Annotated in this window: 22 protein-coding genes; 10 read left to right on the top strand and 12 right to left on the bottom strand. The window is 66.3% G+C overall.

Translation table 11 applies throughout. The features are described 5' to 3' along the window. The first annotated feature begins 4 nt into the window (after positions 1-4). Entirely contained in the window at positions 5-718 is a 714-nt protein-coding gene (gene radB / locus AC5FRW_RS08615; protein WP_493568033.1) for a DNA repair and recombination protein RadB, read from the top strand. Between the two features lie 183 nt (positions 719-901). On the opposite strand, the gene phoU (AC5FRW_RS08610) is transcribed toward radB, so the two are convergent. The 11 genes from phoU (AC5FRW_RS08610) to phnG all read right to left on the bottom strand — a co-directional run bounded on the left by phoU (AC5FRW_RS08610) (position 902) and on the right by phnG (position 9,733). Beyond that, on the bottom strand, positions 902-1,582 hold the full coding sequence (gene phoU, locus AC5FRW_RS08610) for a phosphate signaling complex protein PhoU (protein WP_493568032.1): 681 nt from the start codon (positions 1,580-1,582) through the stop codon (positions 902-904). Between the two features lie 91 nt (positions 1,583-1,673). Further along, the gene (phoU, locus tag AC5FRW_RS08605) at positions 1,674-2,342 is read right to left on the bottom strand and encodes a phosphate signaling complex protein PhoU (RefSeq protein ID WP_493568031.1); all 669 of its coding nucleotides are present in this window, start codon (positions 2,340-2,342) and stop codon (positions 1,674-1,676) included. Positions 2,343-2,396: 54 nt separating this feature from the next. Next, positions 2,397-3,065: an HAD family hydrolase gene (locus AC5FRW_RS08600; protein ID WP_493568030.1), complete on the bottom strand. Its 669-nt coding sequence runs from the start codon at positions 3,063-3,065 to the stop codon at positions 2,397-2,399. Further along, positions 3,062-3,868, bottom strand: a complete 807-nt coding sequence (locus AC5FRW_RS08595) for a sugar phosphate isomerase/epimerase family protein (RefSeq protein ID WP_493568029.1) — start codon at positions 3,866-3,868, stop codon at positions 3,062-3,064. The genes AC5FRW_RS08600 and AC5FRW_RS08595 overlap by 4 nt, the downstream gene beginning before the upstream one ends. Continuing rightward, a complete protein-coding gene (locus tag AC5FRW_RS08590; protein ID WP_493568028.1) occupies positions 3,865-5,031 on the bottom strand; it encodes an alpha-D-ribose 1-methylphosphonate 5-triphosphate diphosphatase in 1,167 nt (388 codons plus the stop codon). Before AC5FRW_RS08590 ends, AC5FRW_RS08595 begins: the two co-directional genes overlap by 4 nt. Next, a complete protein-coding gene (locus AC5FRW_RS08585; RefSeq protein WP_493568027.1) occupies positions 5,028-5,756 on the bottom strand; it encodes a phosphonate C-P lyase system protein PhnL in 729 nt (242 codons plus the stop codon). The genes AC5FRW_RS08590 and AC5FRW_RS08585 overlap by 4 nt, the downstream gene beginning before the upstream one ends. Next, on the bottom strand, positions 5,753-6,583 hold the full coding sequence (locus AC5FRW_RS08580) for an ATP-binding cassette domain-containing protein (RefSeq protein WP_493568026.1): 831 nt from the start codon (positions 6,581-6,583) through the stop codon (positions 5,753-5,755). Before AC5FRW_RS08580 ends, AC5FRW_RS08585 begins: the two co-directional genes overlap by 4 nt. Further along, positions 6,580-7,626 (bottom strand): alpha-D-ribose 1-methylphosphonate 5-phosphate C-P-lyase PhnJ, encoded by a 1,047-nt coding sequence (locus tag AC5FRW_RS08575; protein WP_493568025.1) that lies wholly within the window; start codon positions 7,624-7,626, stop codon positions 6,580-6,582. The genes AC5FRW_RS08580 and AC5FRW_RS08575 overlap by 4 nt, the downstream gene beginning before the upstream one ends. Continuing rightward, complete coding sequence (locus tag AC5FRW_RS08570; protein WP_493568024.1) at positions 7,619-8,719, bottom strand: carbon-phosphorus lyase complex subunit PhnI; 1,101 nt, start codon at positions 8,717-8,719, stop codon at positions 7,619-7,621. Before AC5FRW_RS08570 ends, AC5FRW_RS08575 begins: the two co-directional genes overlap by 8 nt. Before the next feature lies 1 nt (position 8,720). Further along, positions 8,721-9,296: a phosphonate C-P lyase system protein PhnH gene (gene phnH, locus AC5FRW_RS08565; RefSeq protein ID WP_493568023.1), complete on the bottom strand. Its 576-nt coding sequence runs from the start codon at positions 9,294-9,296 to the stop codon at positions 8,721-8,723. Then, positions 9,293-9,733, bottom strand: a complete 441-nt coding sequence (gene phnG, locus AC5FRW_RS08560) for a phosphonate C-P lyase system protein PhnG (protein ID WP_493568022.1) — start codon at positions 9,731-9,733, stop codon at positions 9,293-9,295. The genes phnH and phnG overlap by 4 nt, the downstream gene beginning before the upstream one ends. A 275-nt stretch (positions 9,734-10,008) precedes the next feature. On the opposite strand from phnG, the gene AC5FRW_RS08555 reads away from it, so the two are divergent. The 8 genes from AC5FRW_RS08555 to AC5FRW_RS08520 all read left to right on the top strand — a co-directional run bounded on the left by AC5FRW_RS08555 (position 10,009) and on the right by AC5FRW_RS08520 (position 16,468). Then, a complete protein-coding gene (locus AC5FRW_RS08555) occupies positions 10,009-11,007 on the top strand; it encodes a substrate-binding domain-containing protein (RefSeq protein WP_493568021.1) in 999 nt (332 codons plus the stop codon). 33 nt (positions 11,008-11,040) lie between these two features. Then, positions 11,041-11,910 (top strand): phosphonate ABC transporter ATP-binding protein, encoded by an 870-nt coding sequence (locus tag AC5FRW_RS08550; protein WP_493568020.1) that lies wholly within the window; start codon positions 11,041-11,043, stop codon positions 11,908-11,910. Then, positions 11,907-12,902 carry a phosphonate ABC transporter, permease protein PhnE gene (gene phnE / locus AC5FRW_RS08545; RefSeq protein ID WP_493568019.1) on the top strand — a complete coding sequence of 332 codons (996 nt, stop codon included), beginning with the start codon at positions 11,907-11,909 and terminating at the stop codon, positions 12,900-12,902. Before AC5FRW_RS08550 ends, phnE begins: the two co-directional genes overlap by 4 nt. After that, positions 12,899-13,567 carry a DapH/DapD/GlmU-related protein gene (locus tag AC5FRW_RS08540; RefSeq protein ID WP_493568018.1) on the top strand — a complete coding sequence of 223 codons (669 nt, stop codon included), beginning with the start codon at positions 12,899-12,901 and terminating at the stop codon, positions 13,565-13,567. The genes phnE and AC5FRW_RS08540 overlap by 4 nt, the downstream gene beginning before the upstream one ends. 107 nt (positions 13,568-13,674) lie before the next feature. Further along, entirely contained in the window at positions 13,675-14,376 is a 702-nt protein-coding gene (locus AC5FRW_RS08535; protein WP_493568017.1) for a phosphoglycolate phosphatase, read from the top strand. 107 nt (positions 14,377-14,483) lie between these two features. Beyond that, positions 14,484-14,882, top strand: coding sequence for an ArsR/SmtB family transcription factor (locus AC5FRW_RS08530; RefSeq protein ID WP_493568016.1), 399 nt, complete (start codon positions 14,484-14,486; stop codon positions 14,880-14,882). Then, positions 14,879-15,376, top strand: coding sequence for a low molecular weight phosphatase family protein (locus AC5FRW_RS08525; RefSeq protein ID WP_493568015.1), 498 nt, complete (start codon positions 14,879-14,881; stop codon positions 15,374-15,376). Before AC5FRW_RS08530 ends, AC5FRW_RS08525 begins: the two co-directional genes overlap by 4 nt. A 6-nt stretch (positions 15,377-15,382) precedes the next feature. Beyond that, the gene (locus tag AC5FRW_RS08520; RefSeq protein ID WP_493568014.1) at positions 15,383-16,468 is read left to right on the top strand and encodes a DUF7973 family transport facilitator; all 1,086 of its coding nucleotides are present in this window, start codon (positions 15,383-15,385) and stop codon (positions 16,466-16,468) included. A gap of 130 nt (positions 16,469-16,598) precedes the next feature. Here the strand turns inward: AC5FRW_RS08520 and AC5FRW_RS08515 are convergent, their stop codons facing one another. Next, on the bottom strand, positions 16,599-17,501 hold the full coding sequence (locus AC5FRW_RS08515; protein ID WP_493568013.1) for a diacylglycerol/lipid kinase family protein: 903 nt from the start codon (positions 17,499-17,501) through the stop codon (positions 16,599-16,601). A 234-nt stretch (positions 17,502-17,735) separates the two neighbouring features. Between AC5FRW_RS08515 and AC5FRW_RS08510 the strand changes: the two genes are divergently transcribed. Further along, complete coding sequence (locus AC5FRW_RS08510) at positions 17,736-19,376, top strand: GTPBP1 family GTP-binding protein (RefSeq protein ID WP_493568012.1); 1,641 nt, start codon at positions 17,736-17,738, stop codon at positions 19,374-19,376. Positions 19,377-19,471: the final 95 nt, after the last annotated feature.

Raw genomic sequence — 19,471 nt, 5'->3', positions numbered from 1 at the left:
GCTCGTGAGCGAGTACGTCCCGACCGGCTGTGACGAAATCGACGACCTGCTGGGTGGCGGGTTCGAGCGTGGCGCGGTCACGCAAGTGTACGGCCCACCGGCAGCGGGCAAGACGAACCTCGCACTCAGCGGTGCCATCGAGGTCGCGGCCGCCGGCGATTCGGCGCTGTACATCGACACCGAGGGACTGTCGGCCGACCGGATGGAACAGATCGCACAGGCCCGGGCGGACGAAACGGGCGCGTCACTCGACGATGTCGCCGAGCGCATCGTCGTCTCGGAGGCCTACGACTTCGAGGAACAGGAAGTCGCGGTCCAGGACGCCGAGGACCTCGCCTCGCAAGTCGACCTGATCGTGCTCGACAGTGCGACGGGGTTCTACCGACTCGAACGCAACGATCACGACGGCGGCGAGGCGCTGCGGGACGTGGCCCGACAGATCACGCATCTGCTGTCGCTGGCCCGAAAACACGATCTCGCGGTCGTCTTCACCAATCAGGTCTTCTCCGATCCCGAGAGCGACGGGACGCGTGCCTTGGGCGGGCACACGCTGAACCACTGGTCGGGTGCGATCGTCCGTCTCGATCGATTCCGTGGGGGTAACCGCCGGGCGACGCTGGAGAAACATCGGGCGAAAGCGGCCGGCGACACCGTGCAGTTTCGTATCACTGAAACGGGGCTTGCGGGCGGACAGGACCGCGAGCGGTCGCTCGATTGAGTCGGCCGACCGTTCAGTAGAACAGGTCGGCGTCCTCCACAACCATCTTTTTTCCGTTCGGGTTCGCGCGATACGCAAACCACTCACGGCAAAAACATGGGTGAAAAAGCGACGACTCGGCCGCTGGCCTCGTCGTCGTGAACCGCGCTCGCTCCGCTCGCGCGGATGCTGGTGTGACTCGGGTCAGTAGATCAGATCGGCGTCGTTCTCCACCATGTACAGCGTCCGAGCGGCGATGTTGACCGCGTGGTCGCCGACTCGTTCGAGGTCCCGAATCGTCAAGAGCAGACGCGACACGTCGTTCATCAGCTGTTCGATCTCGTCGTCACTTGCGCCGTCGCCGACTTCCCGCTCGATCAGGTCACGGACGACGGCTTCGGAGGCCTCACCACAGAGGTCGTCGATCTCGTCGTCGCGCTCGGCGATCTCGTAGCAGGCATCGATGTCCTCGTTCGCGTAGCCATCCATCGCGTCCTCGATCATCTCCAGCGTCAGATCTGCGATCCCCTGGATGTCGACCTCGGGGAACATGTCCCGGTCGGCATCCAGCGTGTATTCGCCGAGGTTCGTCGCGAGGTCACCGACCCGTTCGAGGTCGGTGATGATCTTGAACGAGGCAGCGATAAAGCGCAGGTCGCCGGCGACTGGCTGCTGGAGTGCCAACAGGTCGACACAGTCCTGTTCGAGTTCGAGATACATCTCGTTGATCTCGTCGTCGCCCTCGATGACCTCCCAGGCGAGGTCTTCGTCTTTCTGTTCGAGCGCGTCCAGTCCGAGGCGAAACCGCTCCAGCACGACTTCAGACATGTAGAGAACGTCTTCTCGAAGCTCTTCGAGAAGCTCTTGATACGATTCACGTGGCATGGAGGGTCCTGCGCCGTTCGCCCGTATCAGCCTTTCCCTTCTCTCAATATCGGCCTGTAGTACTCAATATGTGGCTGTCCCACAATGGGGGTCAGTAGATCAGTTCGTCGTCGTTGTCGATCATGTACAGCGTGCGGGCGGCGATGTTGACCGCGTGGTCGCCGACTCGTTCGAGGTCCCGAACCGTCAGGAGGAACCGCTGGGTGTCGGCCAGCAGCACTTCGAGTTCGTCGGCCGTCGCCTCGTAGTTGACCAGAAACCGCACGAGATCGTCGGCGGCCGCCTCACACCGCTGGTCGAGGTCGGTGTCGTCGGCCGCGATAGTTCGACACTGTTCGGGGTCTTCCGCGACGTAGGCCTCGATGGCGGCCTCGACCTGTGCGATCGCCATGTCGGCGATGTCGGCGACCGGGACGGCAGTGAGCCGTTCGTCGTCGGCCGACTGGACGTAGCGCCCGAGGTTGCTGGCGAGGTCGCCGATCCGTTCGAGATCGGTGAGGATCTTGAACGTCGCGGCCACGAGACGCAGGTCGCCGGCGACGGGCTGCTGGAGTGCGAGCAGGTCGATACAGTCACTTTCGAGTTGCAGGTATCGCTCGTTGATCGCCGCGTCACCGTCGGCGACCGTCGCTCCGAGCTGCTCGTCGCCCTCCGCGTATGCCGTTGCGGCGTCGCGAAGCCGCTCGACGACGAGAGTACCCATCGCCTCGACGGCGGCTTTCAGGTCGTCGAGTTGGTCCTCGTAGCTGTCCCGTGTCATCCGTGCGTTCCTGCAAGTCCGACGACCACAATACTTCGGGTCCGTCGCGAGCGACTACTCCGCACGGACGCCGAGTCGGTCGGTCAGTTCGTACAGATCGCCGACCTCGTGGGTCGGTTCGACCGATAGTTCGAGGTCAGTCCGATGGTCCCGGCGGACGAACGCCGAGTCGATCCCGGCACGCTGGGCGGCGACCACGTCCTTCTCGCTGTCGCCGACGTACAGCGCGCGCCGCGTCCCCAGATCGTCCAGTGCCTGCTCGATGTAACTGGGATCGGGCTTCTTGCGGTTGGCCCCCGATAGCGTCGGCACGCGTCCGTAGGCCGTCTCGAAGTGCTGGCCGAGGTCGTGATGATCGAGGATGAACTCGATGGTGGCGTGTTGATTGTTGCTGACGACGCCGGTCCGGTGGGGGAGTGCGGTCACCGCGTCGATGTCGTCGTACAGTGCCTTCTCGCCGCGCCGGATCGCCTCGCGCTGGAACTGGCTGGCGATCGCTTCCCGGCGCTCCCAGAACTGTGCCGGATCGATCCCGTACTCGCCCTCGAAGCCGTCGTCCGGGACGGCGTCCGCGGCGACCATCTCGCGGGCCACCGCCTCGTCGACGGTCACGTCGAACTCGGCGAACGCCTCGTGGACGGCCTCGGCGAGCAGTCCTCTGTCGGTCGGCCTGATCAGTACGCCGTCGTTGTCGAAGACCACCGCGTCGTACTCTGAAGTCATTGTGGTTGTGGGTCCGCTATCGAGTCGAACGGTTCGGGATCCACCTTCATACATCGCGCGATGTCGGCAACCGACTTCGTCTCGAAGACGAAGTAGTCGGCCGGGACCGTCTCGACGATGGTTTCGTAGTCGGGCAACGGTTCGTGCTGGTCGCTCTCGCCGTCGTTGTCGTGGAGGTGACAGACGGTGATCCGGTCGCCAAAGCGGTCGACGAAGTCCCGCCAGTGATAGCCGTTGACCTTGGCGTGGCCCACGTCCAGTGTGATCCCCAGCGACTCGGGCAATACGTCGACCCGTTCGACTGCGGCTTCGAGATCGGCGGGTGTCGTCGTGTGCCGGCGCTTCGAGTCGTTGATCGGTTGATTCTCCAGACACAGCGGGACGCCGACGAACTGGGCGTACTCGGCACACTCCGCCAGCGAGCGCTCGGCGTTGGCGACGGCTTTCTCGCGGACCCAGCGGGGGTAGCGATCCGGGACTGCTCCGCCGTGGACGACGACCGCGCCGGCCCCCGCTGCTGCCGCGTCGTCGAGGGTCTGCTTGACGCGGTCGACCGCAGACTCGCGGGCGGCGTCGTTGAAACTCCCCATGTTCCAGTCCCGGAACGGGGCGTGGTAGGTGATCGAGACGCCGTACTCGTCGGCGAGGTCGCCCATCTCGTTCGGTGAGGGGGCCTCGGGATGGCCTTCGAGGTACTCGCGCTTGAGTTCGACGTGGTCCAGTCCCATCCCGGTGATCGTGTCGAGGAACGCCTCGACATCGGTCCCGAAGCGCACGTCCATGGCCGCGCCGAGCGAGCTCATCGGCCACCCTCCGCGCGGTAGACCGGCCGGCCGGCGACGAAGGCCCGCTCGACGGTCGGGGTGGGTTCGGGATCGACCACGAGCAGGTCCGCGCGAGCGTCGGCTTCGATCCGGCCCCGGTCGGAGAGTCCCACGGCGTCGGCGGGGTTGGCCGTGACGCGTGCGACCCGTTCGGGCAGTGGCTCGCCGGTCTCGACGAACGGGGCGGCGAGCAACGACTGGGGGTGGTAGTCCGCGACGAGCGCGTCGACCACGCCTGCGTCGATGGCCGCGGCCGATTCGAGGTTGCCCCACTGGCTCTCCCCGCGGACGAGGTTGGGCGCGCCCATCAGGACGGCCATCCCGACCTCGGCCGCTCGCTGTGCGGTCTCCAGCGTGATCGGGTACTCGGAGATGTCGACGCCGCTCTCGGCGAGGCGCTCGACCTCGCGGGGGTCCTCGTCGTCGTGCGAGGCGGTGACGATCCCGTTTTCGTGTGCGCGCTCGACGACCCGGTCGATCCGATCCTGTAGTTCTGCCATGCCGATGTCGCCCCGCTGCTCGATCATCTCCAATGCCTCGTCCTCGCTGCGGTCGGTGGCGTCCCGGTAGTACTGGAGGAACGCCTCGACATCGCGGAACTGTCCTTTGCCGGGGATGTGGCTCATCACCGATACGAGATCGGCGTCGCCGGCCGCGATCACGTCCAGCACCGCGTCGACGCAGGTCGCCTGTGTCACCTCGCAGCGAGCGTGCAGGCGGTGGTCCGCGAGCAGGTCGTCCGCCTCGTCGATGGCAGCGGTGAGTTCGGCGGCCAGCTCCGGCGATCGGTCCTCGTCGGGGTCGTCCTCGAAGGACATCGCGTGGAACTTCGTCGTGATGCCGGCCGCGAGGTTGGCGCGGTCTGCCGCCCCCAGCGCGAGGTCGGTGTCCATGCGTGCGCCGGCCCGCGGGTGGAGATGCTCCTCGATGTCGTCGCCGTGGAGATCGATCAGGCCGGGCAGGACGAGGCGGCCGTCGGCGTCGACGGTGTCTGCCTCGGCGCTTGCTGTCACGGACTCCCCGACCGCGTCGATCAGATCGCCCTCGATGCGGACGCTGCCGTCGACGACGCTGTCGGGCGTGACGATCCGGCCGTTCTCGACGACGACCGCCGACTGGCTGGCCGGGCGCTGCTGGCTCACGCCACCACCTCCCCGACGTACTCGGCGACGGGCACGTGGCGCACGCGCTCGGCATCGTCGAGTTCGAGCACGCGGTCTGCGACCTGCTCGACCACGTCGCGGTTGTGGAACACGCCGACGACGGTGGTGTCGTCGTCGAGATAGGTCGAAAGCAGGTCGATGGCTGCCGCCCGCGTCTCGGGGTCGAGCGCGCTCGTCGGTTCGTCCAGCAGGAGCAGGCGTGGCTTCGGAGCGATGGCCTGCGCGAGGTTGACCCGCTGGCGCTCGCCACCGGAGAAGGTCGCCGGGTAGGCCTCCCAGAGCTGTTCCGGGAGATTCAGCGCCGACAGTAGTTTACGGGCCTGCTCGCGGGCGTCCTCGGCCGCCATTCCCTGTTCTTGCAGCGGTCGCGCGACCACGTCGACCGCGGGCACGCGCGGAATCTCGTCCAAGAACTGCGAGGCGTAGCCGATCTCGTCGGCTCGCAGGGCCATCACGGTCCGGTCGCCACAGGTCGCCAGATCGTCGCCGGTCGGGTGGTACGTGATCGATCCCGAATCCGGTTCGTAGGTGCGGTAGAGACACTTCAGCAGCGACGACTTGCCGCTGCCGGACTCGCCGACGACCGCGAGGAAGTCGCCCTCGGCGACGGTAAACGACACGTCGTCGAGACCGACGACCCGCTGGTCGCCCATCGCGTGAACGTCGAACGTCTTGTCGAGTGCATCGACTGTGAGTAAGGTCATATGACTGAGTTGATGAGGGTCTGGGTGTACTCGTGGTGCGGGTCCTCCATGATGCGGTCGGTCAGCCCGGTCTCGATGACCTCGCCGTGGCGCATCACGATGGTTCGATCTGCCAGCAGGCGCACGACGCCGAGGTCGTGGCTGACGACGACGGCGGCGACGTTTTGCTCGCGTTGCACCCGGCGGAAGGTGTCGAGCACGCGCGCCTGCACGCTCACGTCCAGCCCGGTCGTCGGCTCGTCCAAGACGATCACCTCGGGATCGGTCGCCAGCGCACGGGCGATCTGGACCCGCCGCTGCATCCCGCCGCTGTAGGTGTTGGTCGGATCGTCCAGCCGCTCGACCGGCACCTCCGTCGCAGCGTACAGTTCCTTCACTCGCTCGCGTACGTCGCCGAAGTTCCGCCAGCCAGCCGCAAGCAGTTTCTCGGCGACGTTGCCCCCGCCGGTGAAGGACAGATCGAGACCGTCGCGGATGTGCTGGTGGACCAGTCCGATCTCGTCGGTCCGAATCTCGTGGCGGGTCTGGTAGTCGGCGTCGAGCAGATTCCCGTCGTGGCCGTCGAGGGCAACCTCGCCGTCGACGTGGCCGTCACCGCTGGCTTCGAGTGCCAGCAGTTCCGCGACGCTGGATTTGCCCGACCCGGACTCGCCGACGATGCCAAGCACTTCGCCGGGTTCGACATCCAGGGACACGTCCGCACAGGCGACGACGCTGCCACACTCGGGGCACTGGTTCGTCCCCGCCAGATCGCCGGTGTGGTGCTTGCACTCGCCACAGGGATCGCCGTAGATCGTCTCCAGTCCGTCCGCTTCCAGCAGTGTCATCGGTCGTCACCTCCCGACTCGGCGGCCGGTTCCCCGGCCGCTCCGTCCTCACTGTCTGGCGTCTTGCGCCCCTCGTTCGGCGTCCCCGGTCCCCAGTCGACGCCGCTTTCGTCGAGGTGGTGGTCCTTCGGGATCACGGGGTCGTCCTGCCGTTTCGCACAGAAGCTGGTGTCGTTACAGGAGTAGAGCCGGCGGCCGTCGTCGGTCTCGACCTCGGTGAGGAAGGTGTCTGTCGACCCGCAGGCGTCACAGGACTGATCGGGGAAGCGCTCGACCTGGAAGGACTCGTCCTCGAAGGCAAGCGGTTCCACGTCGGTGTGGGGCGGGACCGCGTAGATGCGGGCCTCCCGGCCGGCGGCGAAGATGAAGAGATTGTCCGCGTCGTCGAGTTTCGGCACGTCCCAGCGCGGGATCGGCGAGGGGTCCATCAGGTAGCGGCCGGCGACCATCGTCGGGTACCGGCTCGAAATCTTGATCTCGCCCCACTCGACGACGTTCTCGTAGAGGTGGACCCACATCCGCCCGTAGTTCTTGTGGGCGTGCCGGCGGCGATTGGCGGCGTCGCTGCCGTCGACTTTCCGTAGCGGGTCGGTGATCGGCACCTGCAGGACGAGGATCTGGTCGTCGGTCATGACCTCCTCGGGGATGCGGTGGCGCGTCTGGATCACGTCGGCGTCGGTCGTGTCGCTGGTCGTCTCGACGCCCGCGGTGCGGTCGGCGAGTCGGCGGATGTTGGCGGCGTTGACGCTCTCGTCGGCCCCCTGATCGATCACTTTGAAGGTGTCGTCGGGACCAAGCAAGGAGAGTGAGGCCTGAATGCCGCCGGTCCCCCAGCCACGAGCCAGCGGCATCGGTCGCGAGGCGTAGGGCACCTGATGGCCCGGGATGGCGATGCCCTTCAGGATCGCCCGCCGGACCTCGCGCTTGGTGTGTTCGTCGAGGTACGCGAAGTTGTATCCCGACAGGCCGTCGTCACCGAGTTCGGCGACGGCGTCGTCGATGGAGTCCGATTCGAGGGTCGTGACGGCTCTGTTTTCAGTCATCTGCGGGTACCTCCTCAGTCGTGGCCGCGTCGGCTGTTCCAGCACTCTTCTTTCGCTCGCGGATCGACCGAATCCGATCCAGCGTGCTCTGGAAGGTGACGTAGTGGGGGAGTTTCAGGTGCTCGATGAAGCCAAAGGAGTCGATGCCATCGATCACGTCGAGCACGAACTCGGCCGATTCGGCCGGCTCCTCGCCGTCCAGCTGGATGCCGGCGTCGAGGATGCTCATGCCGATGGCCTTGCGCTCGTTCCGACCGAAGCAGAGACCGTAGCCGAAGGCGAACTGCGGGTCGTCGCGCTTGGCGAAGACGGGCACGACGGCTTCACACTCCGTGACTTCGGCGCGGGTGACCGTCGCTGCCTCGCCGGTGTAGGGGTGTTCGATCTGGACCGGCAGATCGCCGGTGCGGACCTCGCCCAGGGTCGGGTGGACCTGGCCGTACCCGCGCAGGGAACTGTAGCCGAGCGCGGTCACCGCGCCGGTCTCGCCGCGGGCCAGTTCCTGCAGGACCGCGGATCGTTCGGCGGGCATCGTCACCGGTTCGCGGGTGGTGTCGACCGGCTCGTCGGGGTCGTCCCCGGGGTCGTGGAGCAGCCCCTCCTCGCGCAGCACCGAGACGACGTTGCGAAGCTGTTCGGGGTCCTCGGGGTCGAGATCCCACGATTCGGTCGGATCCTCACCGTCGTCGTCCAGTAGGTCGAAGTCGAGTAAGCGCTGGGTGTAGTCCTTCGTCGCGCCGAGGATCTGGCCGCCCGGCACGTCCTTGTAGGCCGGCGAGACCCGGCGGCTGGCGAGCATCTCGGCTGGATCGGCGGGGACGCTCTCGTCCCAGCGTTCCAGCGTCGAGCGGTAGGCTCGCAGCAGGAAGCCCGCTTCGGCGGTGTCGCCCTGTGCTTGCTTGACGGCGAGTGCGGCCAGTCGCGGGGCGAACAGCCCGCCCTCGCTCATCGCTTGCCCGACGAGGCGGCCGAACTGCTCGTCCGTTTGCTCGACGGTGATCTGTTCGTCGTCACCGTCGACGCGTTGCTTCTCGAAGAGATCCTCCGCGCGCTCGATCACGTCTTCGCTGGCTGTGACTGCGACGTACCCCATCTCAGGCCACCTCCAGCGTGACCGAGCGCGGTACCGCGGCGATCCGGTCGTCGGCGGCTAACACTGCGTCGACACCGCGCGGGTAGGTCGACTGGGCGTCCGCGAGGGCGCGTGCCTCGTCGGCCGGGAACCCATCGACTGCGACGGTCCGCTCACCGTCGACGCCGGGACCGCTGAGTCGGAGCGTCGTCCAGTTGGCCGTCCGGTCGTCGGTCGCCGCGGTCGCGGCGTCCGCGAGCGCATCGACCCGGTAGACGACGGTCGCACCGTCGCTGGGTTCTTCGAGCGTGCCGCGGTCGTACTCGCGGACTGCGCCGTCGGTCGGTGCCGTGGCGTGGACGACAGCGGCCTGCTCGGCGGGTGCCTCGGTCAGCCGTCCTTCGTTCGAAAGCGCCGTCGCGATTGCCTCGTCCGGCGTCGCGAGGGTGACCTCGTGGTCGACCAGCGTCGCGAGGACGGCGTGGTCGGCCGGATCGGCGTCGACCGACTGGATCGTGCCCGGTCGGCTCGTCGCGTCGACCAGCGCACGGAAGCACGCACGCGTGTCGTGGACCGGGTCCATCCCGATGGCTCTCACGTGTGGTCCTCCATCTCGTCGAAGTCGACGGCCGTCTGCTTGCGTCGCGCCCACTGTTCCCGCTGGGTCTGCTCTCGTTTTTCGGCGTCGGCGACGAGGGTCTCGATCATCGCCTCGGCTCGCGGGTGGTCGCTCTCGATGGCGGCGTCGACGACAGCCCCCGACAGCGCCGGCTTCTCGGCTTTGCCCGGTACCATCGCGAAGCCCTGCTCGCCGTCCAGTGCGACCTCGGCGGCCGTGACGACGACCTCGCCGAGATTGAACGGCTGGTGGTGTACTGGCTCGACGACCCGCTGCATCACTAGCTGTGGTGTCGGCGCCTGCAACACCTCGACCGTGGTGTCTTCGACGACCACGTCCGCGTGCGTGACGAGCGCCGACGGCTCGCAGGCCGCGATCAGTTCGAACCGCTCCGTCCGATCGTGTGGATCGACCATGTACTCGTCTGAGACGGGACAGAGCGACCCGTTAAGCGTTGGCTGCGTACTCTCCAGTCTCGTCGACCAGTGGTGGTCTCACCCACGTCCACTCTCAGACAGTCTGGACACCTATTGTGATCTCTACCGCCGACTGTTCGGCATAGACGATTTGGGAGGACTCCAGTGGCGTCCGGCTGCGAGAACGTGATCCGTCCTCGTTGCAGGAGTCCTGGCTCGGGGTGCGTACTCTCGCCAGCCAATGGTTATGCGAACCCTCTGGTTGGCTTCGTGTGATGACAGACGGTCAGTCTGCAACTGGTGGTAGTGTATCGACGAGCCGACGGGGTTTCATCGCAAAGACCGGCGTTGCTGCCGGTGCCCTCACGGGGCTCGCAGGGTGCTCGGCGATCGGTGGGACGCTGTCGGGCGGTGCCGAGGAGATCACGATGCTGCTGACGCCGGGGACGCCGGCTGACGCTCGCCGACGGTACAAGCCGGTCCAGAACCTCATCAACGGCGAGGTAGACGGCGTCGACGTCGAGATGCAAGTCCCGCAGGACTACTCCGCCATCCGTCCGGCCCTCCAGAGCGAACAGGCCGAAATCGGGATGGACGACATCACGCTGATCTCGAAGCCCGACCTGATGGACGTGTACGGCACCACCGTCACTGGTGGCTCCGCGTTCTACTTCTCGATGATGCTGACGAACCCCGACTCGGATATCGACGAGCGGACGGACCTCGAAGGCAACACCATGGCCTTCGCCGACCGACTCTCGACGAGCGGGTCGATCTTCGCCGTTTACGCGCTGAAAGAGGCGGGTCTCGACGTGGGCGAGGCACCCGACGGCGATCCTGTCGACTTCGACGGTAGCTGGTCGAACCACGACGTGGCACTCGAAAAGCTGGGCAACGGCGATGCCGACGCCGCGACGACGTGGGGTGGGAACGGCATCCCCCACCTCCCCTCGGGTACCGAAGTCCCACAGCGCGTCGACGACAAGAGTTCGTTCCTCGATACGATGGGAACCGAGGAGCCGCAGTTCCGACCGTTCTGGTGGTCCTTCCCGATCCCGAAACAGCCGATGTACGCCCGAAAGAGCTGGGAATCCGACAAGAAGAGTAAGATCGGTGAGGTCCTTCGCAACTCCGATCAGGACCTGATCGAGCAGTACTATCCCGAGGACTACAACGAGGAGGAACTGCCCTTCACCACGCTCGCGAACACGTCGATGGACGACTACCAGCCCGTCATCAAACGGCTGAACGACCTCGGCATCGAGCTGGGATAGTCGCCGACCGTTGCGGATCACCTTTTCATTACAATGAGCACACTCAAAGTAGAAAACCTGACAAAAGAGTACGGCGACGTGACGGCGGTCGACGACGTGTCGTTCGAGATCGAAGACGAGTTCGTCGTGTTGCTCGGCGAGTCCGGTGCCGGCAAGTCGACGCTGTTGCGCTGTATCAACGGTCTCACCGAGCCGACCAGCGGCTCGATTACGCTCGACGGCGACCCGCTGTCTGGGTCCCGGGCGGAGGTCGGGATGATCTTCCAGCAGCACAACCTCGTCGAGGGCGTCTCGGCGTACCTGAACGCACTCAACGGCTCGCTCGAACACGCCTCGACGGTCGAGAGCCTCTTCCAGTGGCAGGATCGATCGGACAAGCTTCGGGCGCTCGAAGCCCTGGAGACGGTCGGTCTGCTGGACGAAGCTCACCAGCGCGTCTCCCAGATGAGCGGCGGCCAGCAACAGCGCGTCGGCATCTCGCGGGCGCTCGTCCAGGACCCCTCGCTCCTGCTCGCGGACGAGCCAGTGGCGAGTCTCGACCCCTCCAGCGCCGAGACGGTGATGGGCTACCTGAAGAAGGCCGCCAGCGAGCACGAAGTGACAGCGCTGGTCAGCCTCCATCAGGTCAACATCGCCGCCCACTTCGGCGAGCGATTCATCGGTCTGCGAGACGGCCAGCTCCTCTTCGACGTTGGCCCGGACGAACTGACGCCCGAACTGATCGATCAGCTGTACGGCAGCGTCGAGACGGTCGGTCTCGCCGCCCAGAACGACGGCGACGACTCTGGCACCGAGCAGGCGGCCGGCGGCAGTGTCCTCGTCGACGACAGTGTCGCGGCCGACGGCGAGTCGACCGACGGTGAAACGGCCGACGACGACGAGGGGCGGAGGGTCGAAGCGTGAGTTCCGAGTCACCCGACGGTGGTCTCGCCGCGTATTTCGGCTTCGCCCAGCGCGGTAGTTCGCCCGCCGAAGAGAAGCTGACGGACATGAAGCGCCGGAAGACGATCCGCCGGCTCTGGACGGGGCTGGGGATCGTCGTCGGCGCAGTCCTGTTCAACTACAGCCTCGGCGTCGTCGGCTTTTCGCTCAATGAACTGTTCACGCAGATTCCGTTCTTCATCGAGGCCCTGTACGAGTACTTCCCGCCGACGACCTACTACGGAATTCCCTTCGTCGACGTGATGCAGTACGTCGAGTTCATGATCGAGGAGAGCCTCTTTCAGGCCTCGCTCGTGACCGTCTCGATCGCCTTCGCAGGATCGATCCTCGGCCTGCCGCTGGCGCTTTTCTTCGGCGTGATGGCGAGCGAGCGCGTCGTTCCCTATCCGTTCAACTTCATGTTCCGGGCGACGATGAGCTTCATCCGTGCGATCCCCGCACTCGTCTGGGTTCTAATCTTGATTCCGCTTGGCGGTGTCACCCCCTTCACCGCGACGCTGGCGATCATGATCGACACCGCCGGCTATCTCGGTCGCCTCTTTACCGACGAACTCGAAGAGATCGCCGACGGTCCCATCGAGGGGATTCGATCGACGGGCGCGAACAAGCCCCAGATCGTCTCCTTCGGCATGCTGAGTCAGGTGTTCCGGCAGTTTATCGCCTGGATCGCCTTCGATCTCGAACACAACGTCCGGGTCGCCATCGGGCTGGGACTGATCGGTGCCGGCGGGCTGGGACTCGAACTCGACATCCAGCGCAAGACGTTCAACTACACGGAGATGATGGCCTGTATCATCCTCATCCTCCTGCTCGCTGGCTCCGTCGAACTGCTGAGCCAGCGCGTCCGCTCGTACCTCCGGGACGACGAGGACGTGGAGACGACTGGCTTGCTCACGGCCGTCCTCCGTGCACCCAAGAAGATCATCGCCTCGACGGCGGGCCGACGCGAATGACCTACATCGAATCACACGGGCCGGATCGCGTGCGCGAACTCGGTCCCGAACCGACGCTGCACGACCCCGTCACGATCACCGAGAGCGAACTCGGCGCGTGGACGGAGGTTCGCCAGCACGCCCGCCTCAACGAATCGGCCATCGGTGATTACACATACCTGATGGAGCGGGTCCAGCTCGATTACGCCGAGATCGGGAAGTTCGGCAACGTCGCCGCCGACGTACGCGTCGGCCCGACGAACCACCCGATCGACCGCCCGACGGCCCATCACTTCACCTATCGTGCGGCGATGTACGATCTGGGCGAGGACGACGAGTCGATCTTCGAGTGGCGCGCCGACCAGTCCGTCGAGATCGGTCACGACGTGTGGCTCGGCCACGGCGCGCTCGTGCTGCCGGGCGTGACGATCGGCAACGGTGCGGTCGTCGGGGCCGGCGCGGTCGTCACGAGCGACGTGGCCCCCTACACCGTGGTCGCGGGCGTCCCCGCCGAACCGATCCGTCGGCGCTTCCCCGCCGAGGTGGCCGCTCGGATCGAGGCGACCGAGTGGTGGGACTGGGACCACGAGGTGCTCGGCGAGCGACTCGATGCGTTCCGCGATCTGGAAGCATTTCTTGACGCGTACGCGCCCGAATCTGACGCTGTCGGTGTGGCGAGCGACTGATCGGAGTTCCCGTGCACCTTCTGTTCTTATCGATGGGTGGCGAGTGAACCCGGTGTCGAAAACGGTGAAACCGTAATCTGCATGCCCGTCCGCTGCCCAGCGAGCGTATGAATGAGACCACGGCCGCCGACGGGGGAGCCACGCCGCCGCTGGTGGTCGACATCGACGGCACGCTGACCGGGCGCGACCAGGCGATCGACCCGCAGGCGATGACGGTGTTGCGCGAGTGGCCGGCACCGGTCGTCGTCGCCACGGGCAAGGCCTTCCCGTTCCCGGTCGCGCTGTGTCAGTACACCGGGATCGAGGCCTGCGTCATCGCCGAGAACGGCGGCGTCGTCTTCGTCGGCCAGACCGACGAACTCGTGTTTGGCGGCGACCCCGAGGCTATCGACGCTTTTCTCGCCGAGTACCGCGAGCGAGGCCACTCGCTTGGCTGGGGAGATGTCGATCTGGCGAACCGCTGGCGCGAGACCGAAATCGCCGTTTCGCTCTCTCAGCCCCGCGAGCCACTGGACGAACTGGCCGAGGCCCACGGACTGGTCGTGATCGATACGGGATTTGCCTACCACGTCAAGTCACCCAGCGTCGACAAGGGACTGGGACTCGCTGCGGTCGCCGAGGAACTCGGTCTCGAACCCGAGGACTTTCTCGCGGTCGGTGACTCGATCAACGACGTGCCGACGTTCGAACTGGCCGGCGAGAGCGTCGCCGTCGCCAACGCCGACGAGCACGCCGCGGCCGCGGCCGACTGGCAGACCGACTCGCCCTACGCCGACGGATTCCTCGAAGCGGTCGCTCAGTATCGCTGACGCCGTTCGGTGTCTGTTCTCGTGGCGTCGTTCGATGTCTGTCCATCGCTGGCTCGGCGCTTCCCGTACCGGCAGCATAATATGAACGGCCGTTCAGTCGTTCATACATGAGCCAGGATGTAACTCGACTCCGTCGGCTGATCGCGGACGAAGTCGGCAGCTGCTGTGAGGCGGACGTAGACGCTCGTCTCGACGAACTCGACGGACTGACCGACGCGGTCCCGCCCGAGACCGACGCAGACCTCGCGGCCCTGCAGACGCTGGGCGACGAGACACGGTATCTGATCGTGCGTTTGCTCGCTGCCAGCGAGGACGAACTCTGCGTCTGTGAGTTCTCACCGGTGCTCGACGTGAGCGACAGCGCAATCAGTCACGCCCTCTCGGACCTGACCGACGCGGGCCTCACCGCCCGGCGGAAAGACGGGAAGTGGCGCTACTATCGGCTGACCGAGCGGGCAGAACGTCTCGTCGACGCACTCGACGCGACGCGAGGTGACGAGCGATGAGCGACGACGCTGCTGGGAACGACGGCGCCACTGAGAGCGATGGCGCTGGCGAGACGACCGACGAACCGATCCGCGTCGCGTTCGTCTGTGTCCAGAACGCCGGCCGCAGCCAGATGTCGACGGCCTTCGCCGAGCGCGAGCGGGCCGATCGCGGCCTGGACGACGACGTGGCGATCATCACCGGCGGCACCCACCCGGCCGACCACGTCCACGACATCGTCGTCGACGTGATGGCGGAACTGGATTTCGACCTCGCCGAGCGGACGCCCCGCGAGATCACGACCGCGGAACTGGAATCGTGTGCCATCGTCGCGACGATGGGCTGTTCGACGCTTTCACTGGACGCCGAGGACGTGGACGTGCGCGACTGGGCACTCGACGACCCAGACGGGCAGGACCTCGATCGTGTGCGCGAGATCCGGGACGACATCGCCGAGCGCGTCGCGGCCGTCTTCGACGAGATCGAAGCCGAACTGGCCGAGCGCCGCGCCTGATCGACGATGAGTGGGGGACTCGTCTCGATCGAACTGGTCGTGGTGGCGTTCGCCGGCGGCGCGTTTGGCGCGGCCATCGGTGCACTCCCGTCGTTCTCGCTGGCAGGCTTGCTGGTGATCGTCGGCGAACTGTACACACTCGTCCGTCGGACGGGCGATGCTGGGCTTCCGGCGGTCGACATCACGGGGAGTATCGCGTTCGGACCAGTGCTCGGCCCCCACGTCGCGTTCGGGGGCGGTGCCGCGGCAGCGGCCTACGCAGCAAAGCAGGGGTACTTCGAGACGGACTTCGACTACCATCCGGCGAAGAACGTGGTCCAGGGGCTTGGCAGCAGGCCCGACGTGTTGCTCGTCGGTGGCGTCTTCGGCGTCGCGGGCCACCTGATCGCGACGCTGTCAGGGGCGTTTTCGATACCGACCGATCCCGTCGCGGTCGGTGTCGTACTTTCGGCGCTACTGCACCGAGTGGTCTTTGGCTACAGCCTGCTCGGCGCGCGACTGGGCGACCTGCTCGACATGACCCCGTACGCACGCGCTCAGCGTGCCGCCGGAAACGACGTGCCCGGCGGTGAGGGCGACGCCGTCACCGACGGTGGGACGGCAACAGGGGGCTTCGCGGTCGAGCCGTGGCTGCCCTACCAGTATCGGTGGGGACACGTGCTCGCGCTCGGACTCGTCGTCGGGGTCCTCGGAGCTTACGTCGCCTACGTCACTGCCAGCGCTTTCCTCGCGTTCGGCATCAGTGTCGTCCCACTCCTGTTGATCAACGCCGACGTTGCGAAGATTCCGGTGACGCACCACATCACGCTCCCCGCGAGCACGGCCGTGCTGGCGAGCATCGACGCACCGTTGGCGGCGACGACGCCCGCCGCCGTCGCGGCGGCCCTGCCGATGGGCGAGGCGCTCGTTCTCGGTGCCGCCTTCGGCGCGCTCGGGGCACTGCTGGGCGAGGTCGCGCAACGCGTCTTCTACGCCCACGCCGACACGCACCTGGATCCGCCCGCCGCGAGCATCGTCGTCACGTCGCTGGTGATCGCCGCGCTGGCGGTCGTCGGTGTCTTCCCGACGGCGGCGTGGGTACCGCTGCCGTAACGCTCGGTCCGACGGCAGCGTGGGTGCCGCTGCCGTAACGCTCGGTCCGACGGCAGCGTGGGTGCCGCTGCCGTAACGCTCGGTCCGACGGCAGCGTGGGATCGTTGCCGTCACACTCGCCAGTGCTCGATCACGCCCCGTCGGGTACGTACCCGTCACCGACACGGAGATCGAGGCATTCACGCTCGACCGACAGCGTCAGTTCGTCGTGGCTGGCGAGTTCGCCGTCGCGGCTGAACGTGATCGACTCGCCCCGACCGCGGACGGTGAGGTCGCTCGCGCGGAGGTGCGTCACGTGCTCCGAGTCCTCCCCCAGCAGTCGGTGGGTGACGGCTTCGGCGACGAGGTTCCCGGGTGGCATCTGTTCGACGATCGCCACGTCGAGCAGGCCGTCTTCCATGTTTGCCTGTCCGCCTTTCCCGACGAAGCGGCGGGCGTTGCCGACCAGCAGACACAGCGCTTCGCCGCGCCACTCGACGTTTGCCTCGGCGGCGGTGGCCTCGATCTCGATCTCCAGCCCCTCGAACTCCAGTGCTTCCTGCACGCCGGTGACGAGGAAGGAAAGCGTCCCGAAGCGCGCTTTCAGGTCGCTGGACGTGGCGACGCTTGCGTCCGCCGGCAGCCCGGCGATACAGGAGACGAGGAACGGTTCGCCGTCGGCGAAGCCGACATCGACGGTGTGGGTGGTGCCCGTGTCCGCGACCGCGACGCCGTCCTCGATACTCTCGACCCCGGTCATCTGAGCCAGCAGATTCGCCGTTCCCGCCGGCACGACGCTCAGTGTGACTGCATCGAGGTGGTCGGCGGCGTGGAGTCCTCGGAGGACTTCGTTGACTGTCCCGTCGCCGCCACAGACCGCGACCTCGCTCGCGCCCGCCTCGCCCGCTTCTCGACCCAGTTCGACGGCGTGTCCTTCGTGTGCTGTCTCGCACACTTCGAAACCACGAGCACGCATGAGTCGAGGGAGGTAACTGGCGTGCTCGCCGTCTCCACTCTCGGGGTTGAGGATACAGCGACGCGAGCCGATTTGCATACAGCCACGGTGTGGTGTGGGACATTTATACTGTCCGTCGTCGCCCGCTCGGTGCTCGATCACCAGTCCGTTTTAGATACCAGTCTGTCCCGGATCGCCTACTGCTTCGGTCCGCCTTTGTTTCAGTTCGCGTGAGTGGCAGACTGACCGATATGGACCGCTATTGACCGTTCAGGTGAGATACGTCCACGAACCCGGGGAAGGCTTTTATTCTGTGGTCCGTTATCCCGTCCCATGAGCCCCGACCAGGCCGTGCTCCGCCGTGCGATCGAGCGCGGTGAACAGGAGGGCGGCAGCGTCGAGTTCAAAGAACGGCTCACCGAAGACCTTCATCTCGCCGAAGGACGGCTTGAGAGTCTCGCTGCACAGTTACGCCACCGCGTTCTCTCGGGTGACGGTGAAGCCACCTACGTCGTCGGCGTCACGGACGACGGCGGTCTCGCCGGCATCCCGCCGGCCGAGTTCTCCGAGTCGATGGACGTCCTCTCCTTGCTCGCCGACGAAGCCGGCGCTCACATCGAGGAGGTCCAGACGTGGGGCGTCGACAGCGCGGCCCGGACTGCCGATCCCGAACCGGAGGCCGACCCCGAGGGAATCGTCGGTGTCGCGACGATTCGGGAAGGTGCCGTGCTCGAAGACGACGACCACATCGTCGTCGGCACCGCCGGCCACGTCGACCACGGCAAATCGACACTCGTCGGCACGCTTGTCACCGGCAGCGCCGACGACGGCGAAGGCAGCACGCGCTCGTATCTGGACGTGCAACCCCACGAAGTCGAACGCGGCCTCTCGGCCGACCTCTCCTATGGCGTGTATGGCTTCGAGGACGACGGCGGTGCAGTTCGGATGGACAACCCCGACCGGAAGGACGACCGTGCCCGCATCGTCGAGGAGGCCGACCGACTCGTCAGCTTCGTCGACACCGTCGGCCACGAGCCGTGGCTTCGGACGACGATCCGGGGGCTGGTCGGGCAGAAACTCGACTACGGCCTGCTCACGGTCGCAGCCGACGACGGGCCGACAAAGACCACGCGCGAGCATCTCGGCATCTTGCTGGCGACGGAACTGCCGACCATCGTCGCGATCACCAAGGCGGATCTTGTGAGCGACGAGCGCGTCGCCGAGGTCGAACGCGAGGTCGAGCGTGCACTGCGTGACGTGGACAAGACGCCGCTGCGCGTCGCACGCCACGGCGTCGACGCCGCCATCGAGGAGATATCCGAGACCGTCGTGCCCGTCGTCACGACCAGCGCGGTCACGATGGACGGTGTCGACCAGCTCGACGCGATGTTCGAACGGCTGCCAAAGACCGCCGGTGAAGCCGGCGACTTCCGCATGTACGTCGACCGCAGCTACAACGTTCAGGGGGTCGGTGCGGTCGCCTCCGGGACGATCAAGTCCGGCACCGTCGAGGCCGGCGACGAACTCCTGCTCGGACCGATGCCCGACGGCACCTTCCGCGAAGTCGAGGTCCGCTCGATCGAGATGCACTACCACCGCGTCGACGAGGCGAAAGCCGGCCGGATCGTCGGAATCGCACTGAAAGGAGTGACCGAACCCGCAGTCAAGCGCGGGATGGTCTTGCTCCCCCGCGACGCCGACCCGGAACCGGTCACAGAGTTCGAGGCCGAGGTGATGGTGCTCAATCACCCCACACGGATCGGCGACGGCTACGAACCGGTCGTCCACGTCGAGACGATCAGCGAGGCCGCACAGTTCTTCCCGACCGACGGACAGCTACTCCCCGGCGACAGCGGCGAGGCGACTGTCCGATTCAAGTTCCGCTCCTATCTCGTCGAGGAAGGCCAGCGGTTCGTCTTCCGCGAGGGACGCTCGAAGGGCGTCGGTACCGTCAAGCGCGTCCTCGACGAGTAGGTCTGGCTCATCCGTCACCGTCCCGCCTCGACCGAGAGGGAGAGTAGATTTCGAGTGCTTTTCGGAGAGAACGACCGGGTGTGTGAGCGACCGTA

This window comes from Halomicrobium sp. HArcht3-1 (assembly GCF_058933345.1).
The sequence above is the reverse complement of the archived record's forward strand: the minus strand, read 5'-3'. Positions and strand labels throughout refer to the sequence as shown.

Coding starts and splice junctions, on each gene's coding strand:
- phoU (WP_493568032.1), bottom strand. CDS start 1,582: ATGCCACGTGAATCGTATCAAGAGCTTCTCGAAGAGCTTCGAGAAGAC.
- phoU (WP_493568031.1), bottom strand. CDS start 2,342: ATGACACGGGACAGCTACGAGGACCAACTCGACGACCTGAAAGCCGCC.
- AC5FRW_RS08600 (WP_493568030.1), bottom strand. CDS start 3,065: ATGACTTCAGAGTACGACGCGGTGGTCTTCGACAACGACGGCGTACTG.
- AC5FRW_RS08595 (WP_493568029.1), bottom strand. CDS start 3,868: ATGAGCTCGCTCGGCGCGGCCATGGACGTGCGCTTCGGGACCGATGTC.
- AC5FRW_RS08585 (WP_493568027.1), bottom strand. CDS start 5,756: ATGACCTTACTCACAGTCGATGCACTCGACAAGACGTTCGACGTTCAC.
- AC5FRW_RS08580 (WP_493568026.1), bottom strand. CDS start 6,583: ATGACACTGCTGGAAGCGGACGGACTGGAGACGATCTACGGCGATCCC.
- AC5FRW_RS08575 (WP_493568025.1), bottom strand. CDS start 7,626: ATGACTGAAAACAGAGCCGTCACGACCCTCGAATCGGACTCCATCGAC.
- AC5FRW_RS08570 (WP_493568024.1), bottom strand. CDS start 8,719: ATGGGGTACGTCGCAGTCACAGCCAGCGAAGACGTGATCGAGCGCGCG.
- phnG (WP_493568022.1), bottom strand. CDS start 9,733: ATGGTCGATCCACACGATCGGACGGAGCGGTTCGAACTGATCGCGGCC.
- AC5FRW_RS08555 (WP_493568021.1), top strand. CDS start 10,009: ATGACAGACGGTCAGTCTGCAACTGGTGGTAGTGTATCGACGAGCCGA.
- AC5FRW_RS08550 (WP_493568020.1), top strand. CDS start 11,041: ATGAGCACACTCAAAGTAGAAAACCTGACAAAAGAGTACGGCGACGTG.
- AC5FRW_RS08540 (WP_493568018.1), top strand. CDS start 12,899: ATGACCTACATCGAATCACACGGGCCGGATCGCGTGCGCGAACTCGGT.
- AC5FRW_RS08535 (WP_493568017.1), top strand. CDS start 13,675: ATGAATGAGACCACGGCCGCCGACGGGGGAGCCACGCCGCCGCTGGTG.
- AC5FRW_RS08530 (WP_493568016.1), top strand. CDS start 14,484: ATGAGCCAGGATGTAACTCGACTCCGTCGGCTGATCGCGGACGAAGTC.
- AC5FRW_RS08525 (WP_493568015.1), top strand. CDS start 14,879: ATGAGCGACGACGCTGCTGGGAACGACGGCGCCACTGAGAGCGATGGC.
- AC5FRW_RS08520 (WP_493568014.1), top strand. CDS start 15,383: ATGAGTGGGGGACTCGTCTCGATCGAACTGGTCGTGGTGGCGTTCGCC.
- AC5FRW_RS08515 (WP_493568013.1), bottom strand. CDS start 17,501: ATGCAAATCGGCTCGCGTCGCTGTATCCTCAACCCCGAGAGTGGAGAC.
- AC5FRW_RS08510 (WP_493568012.1), top strand. CDS start 17,736: ATGAGCCCCGACCAGGCCGTGCTCCGCCGTGCGATCGAGCGCGGTGAA.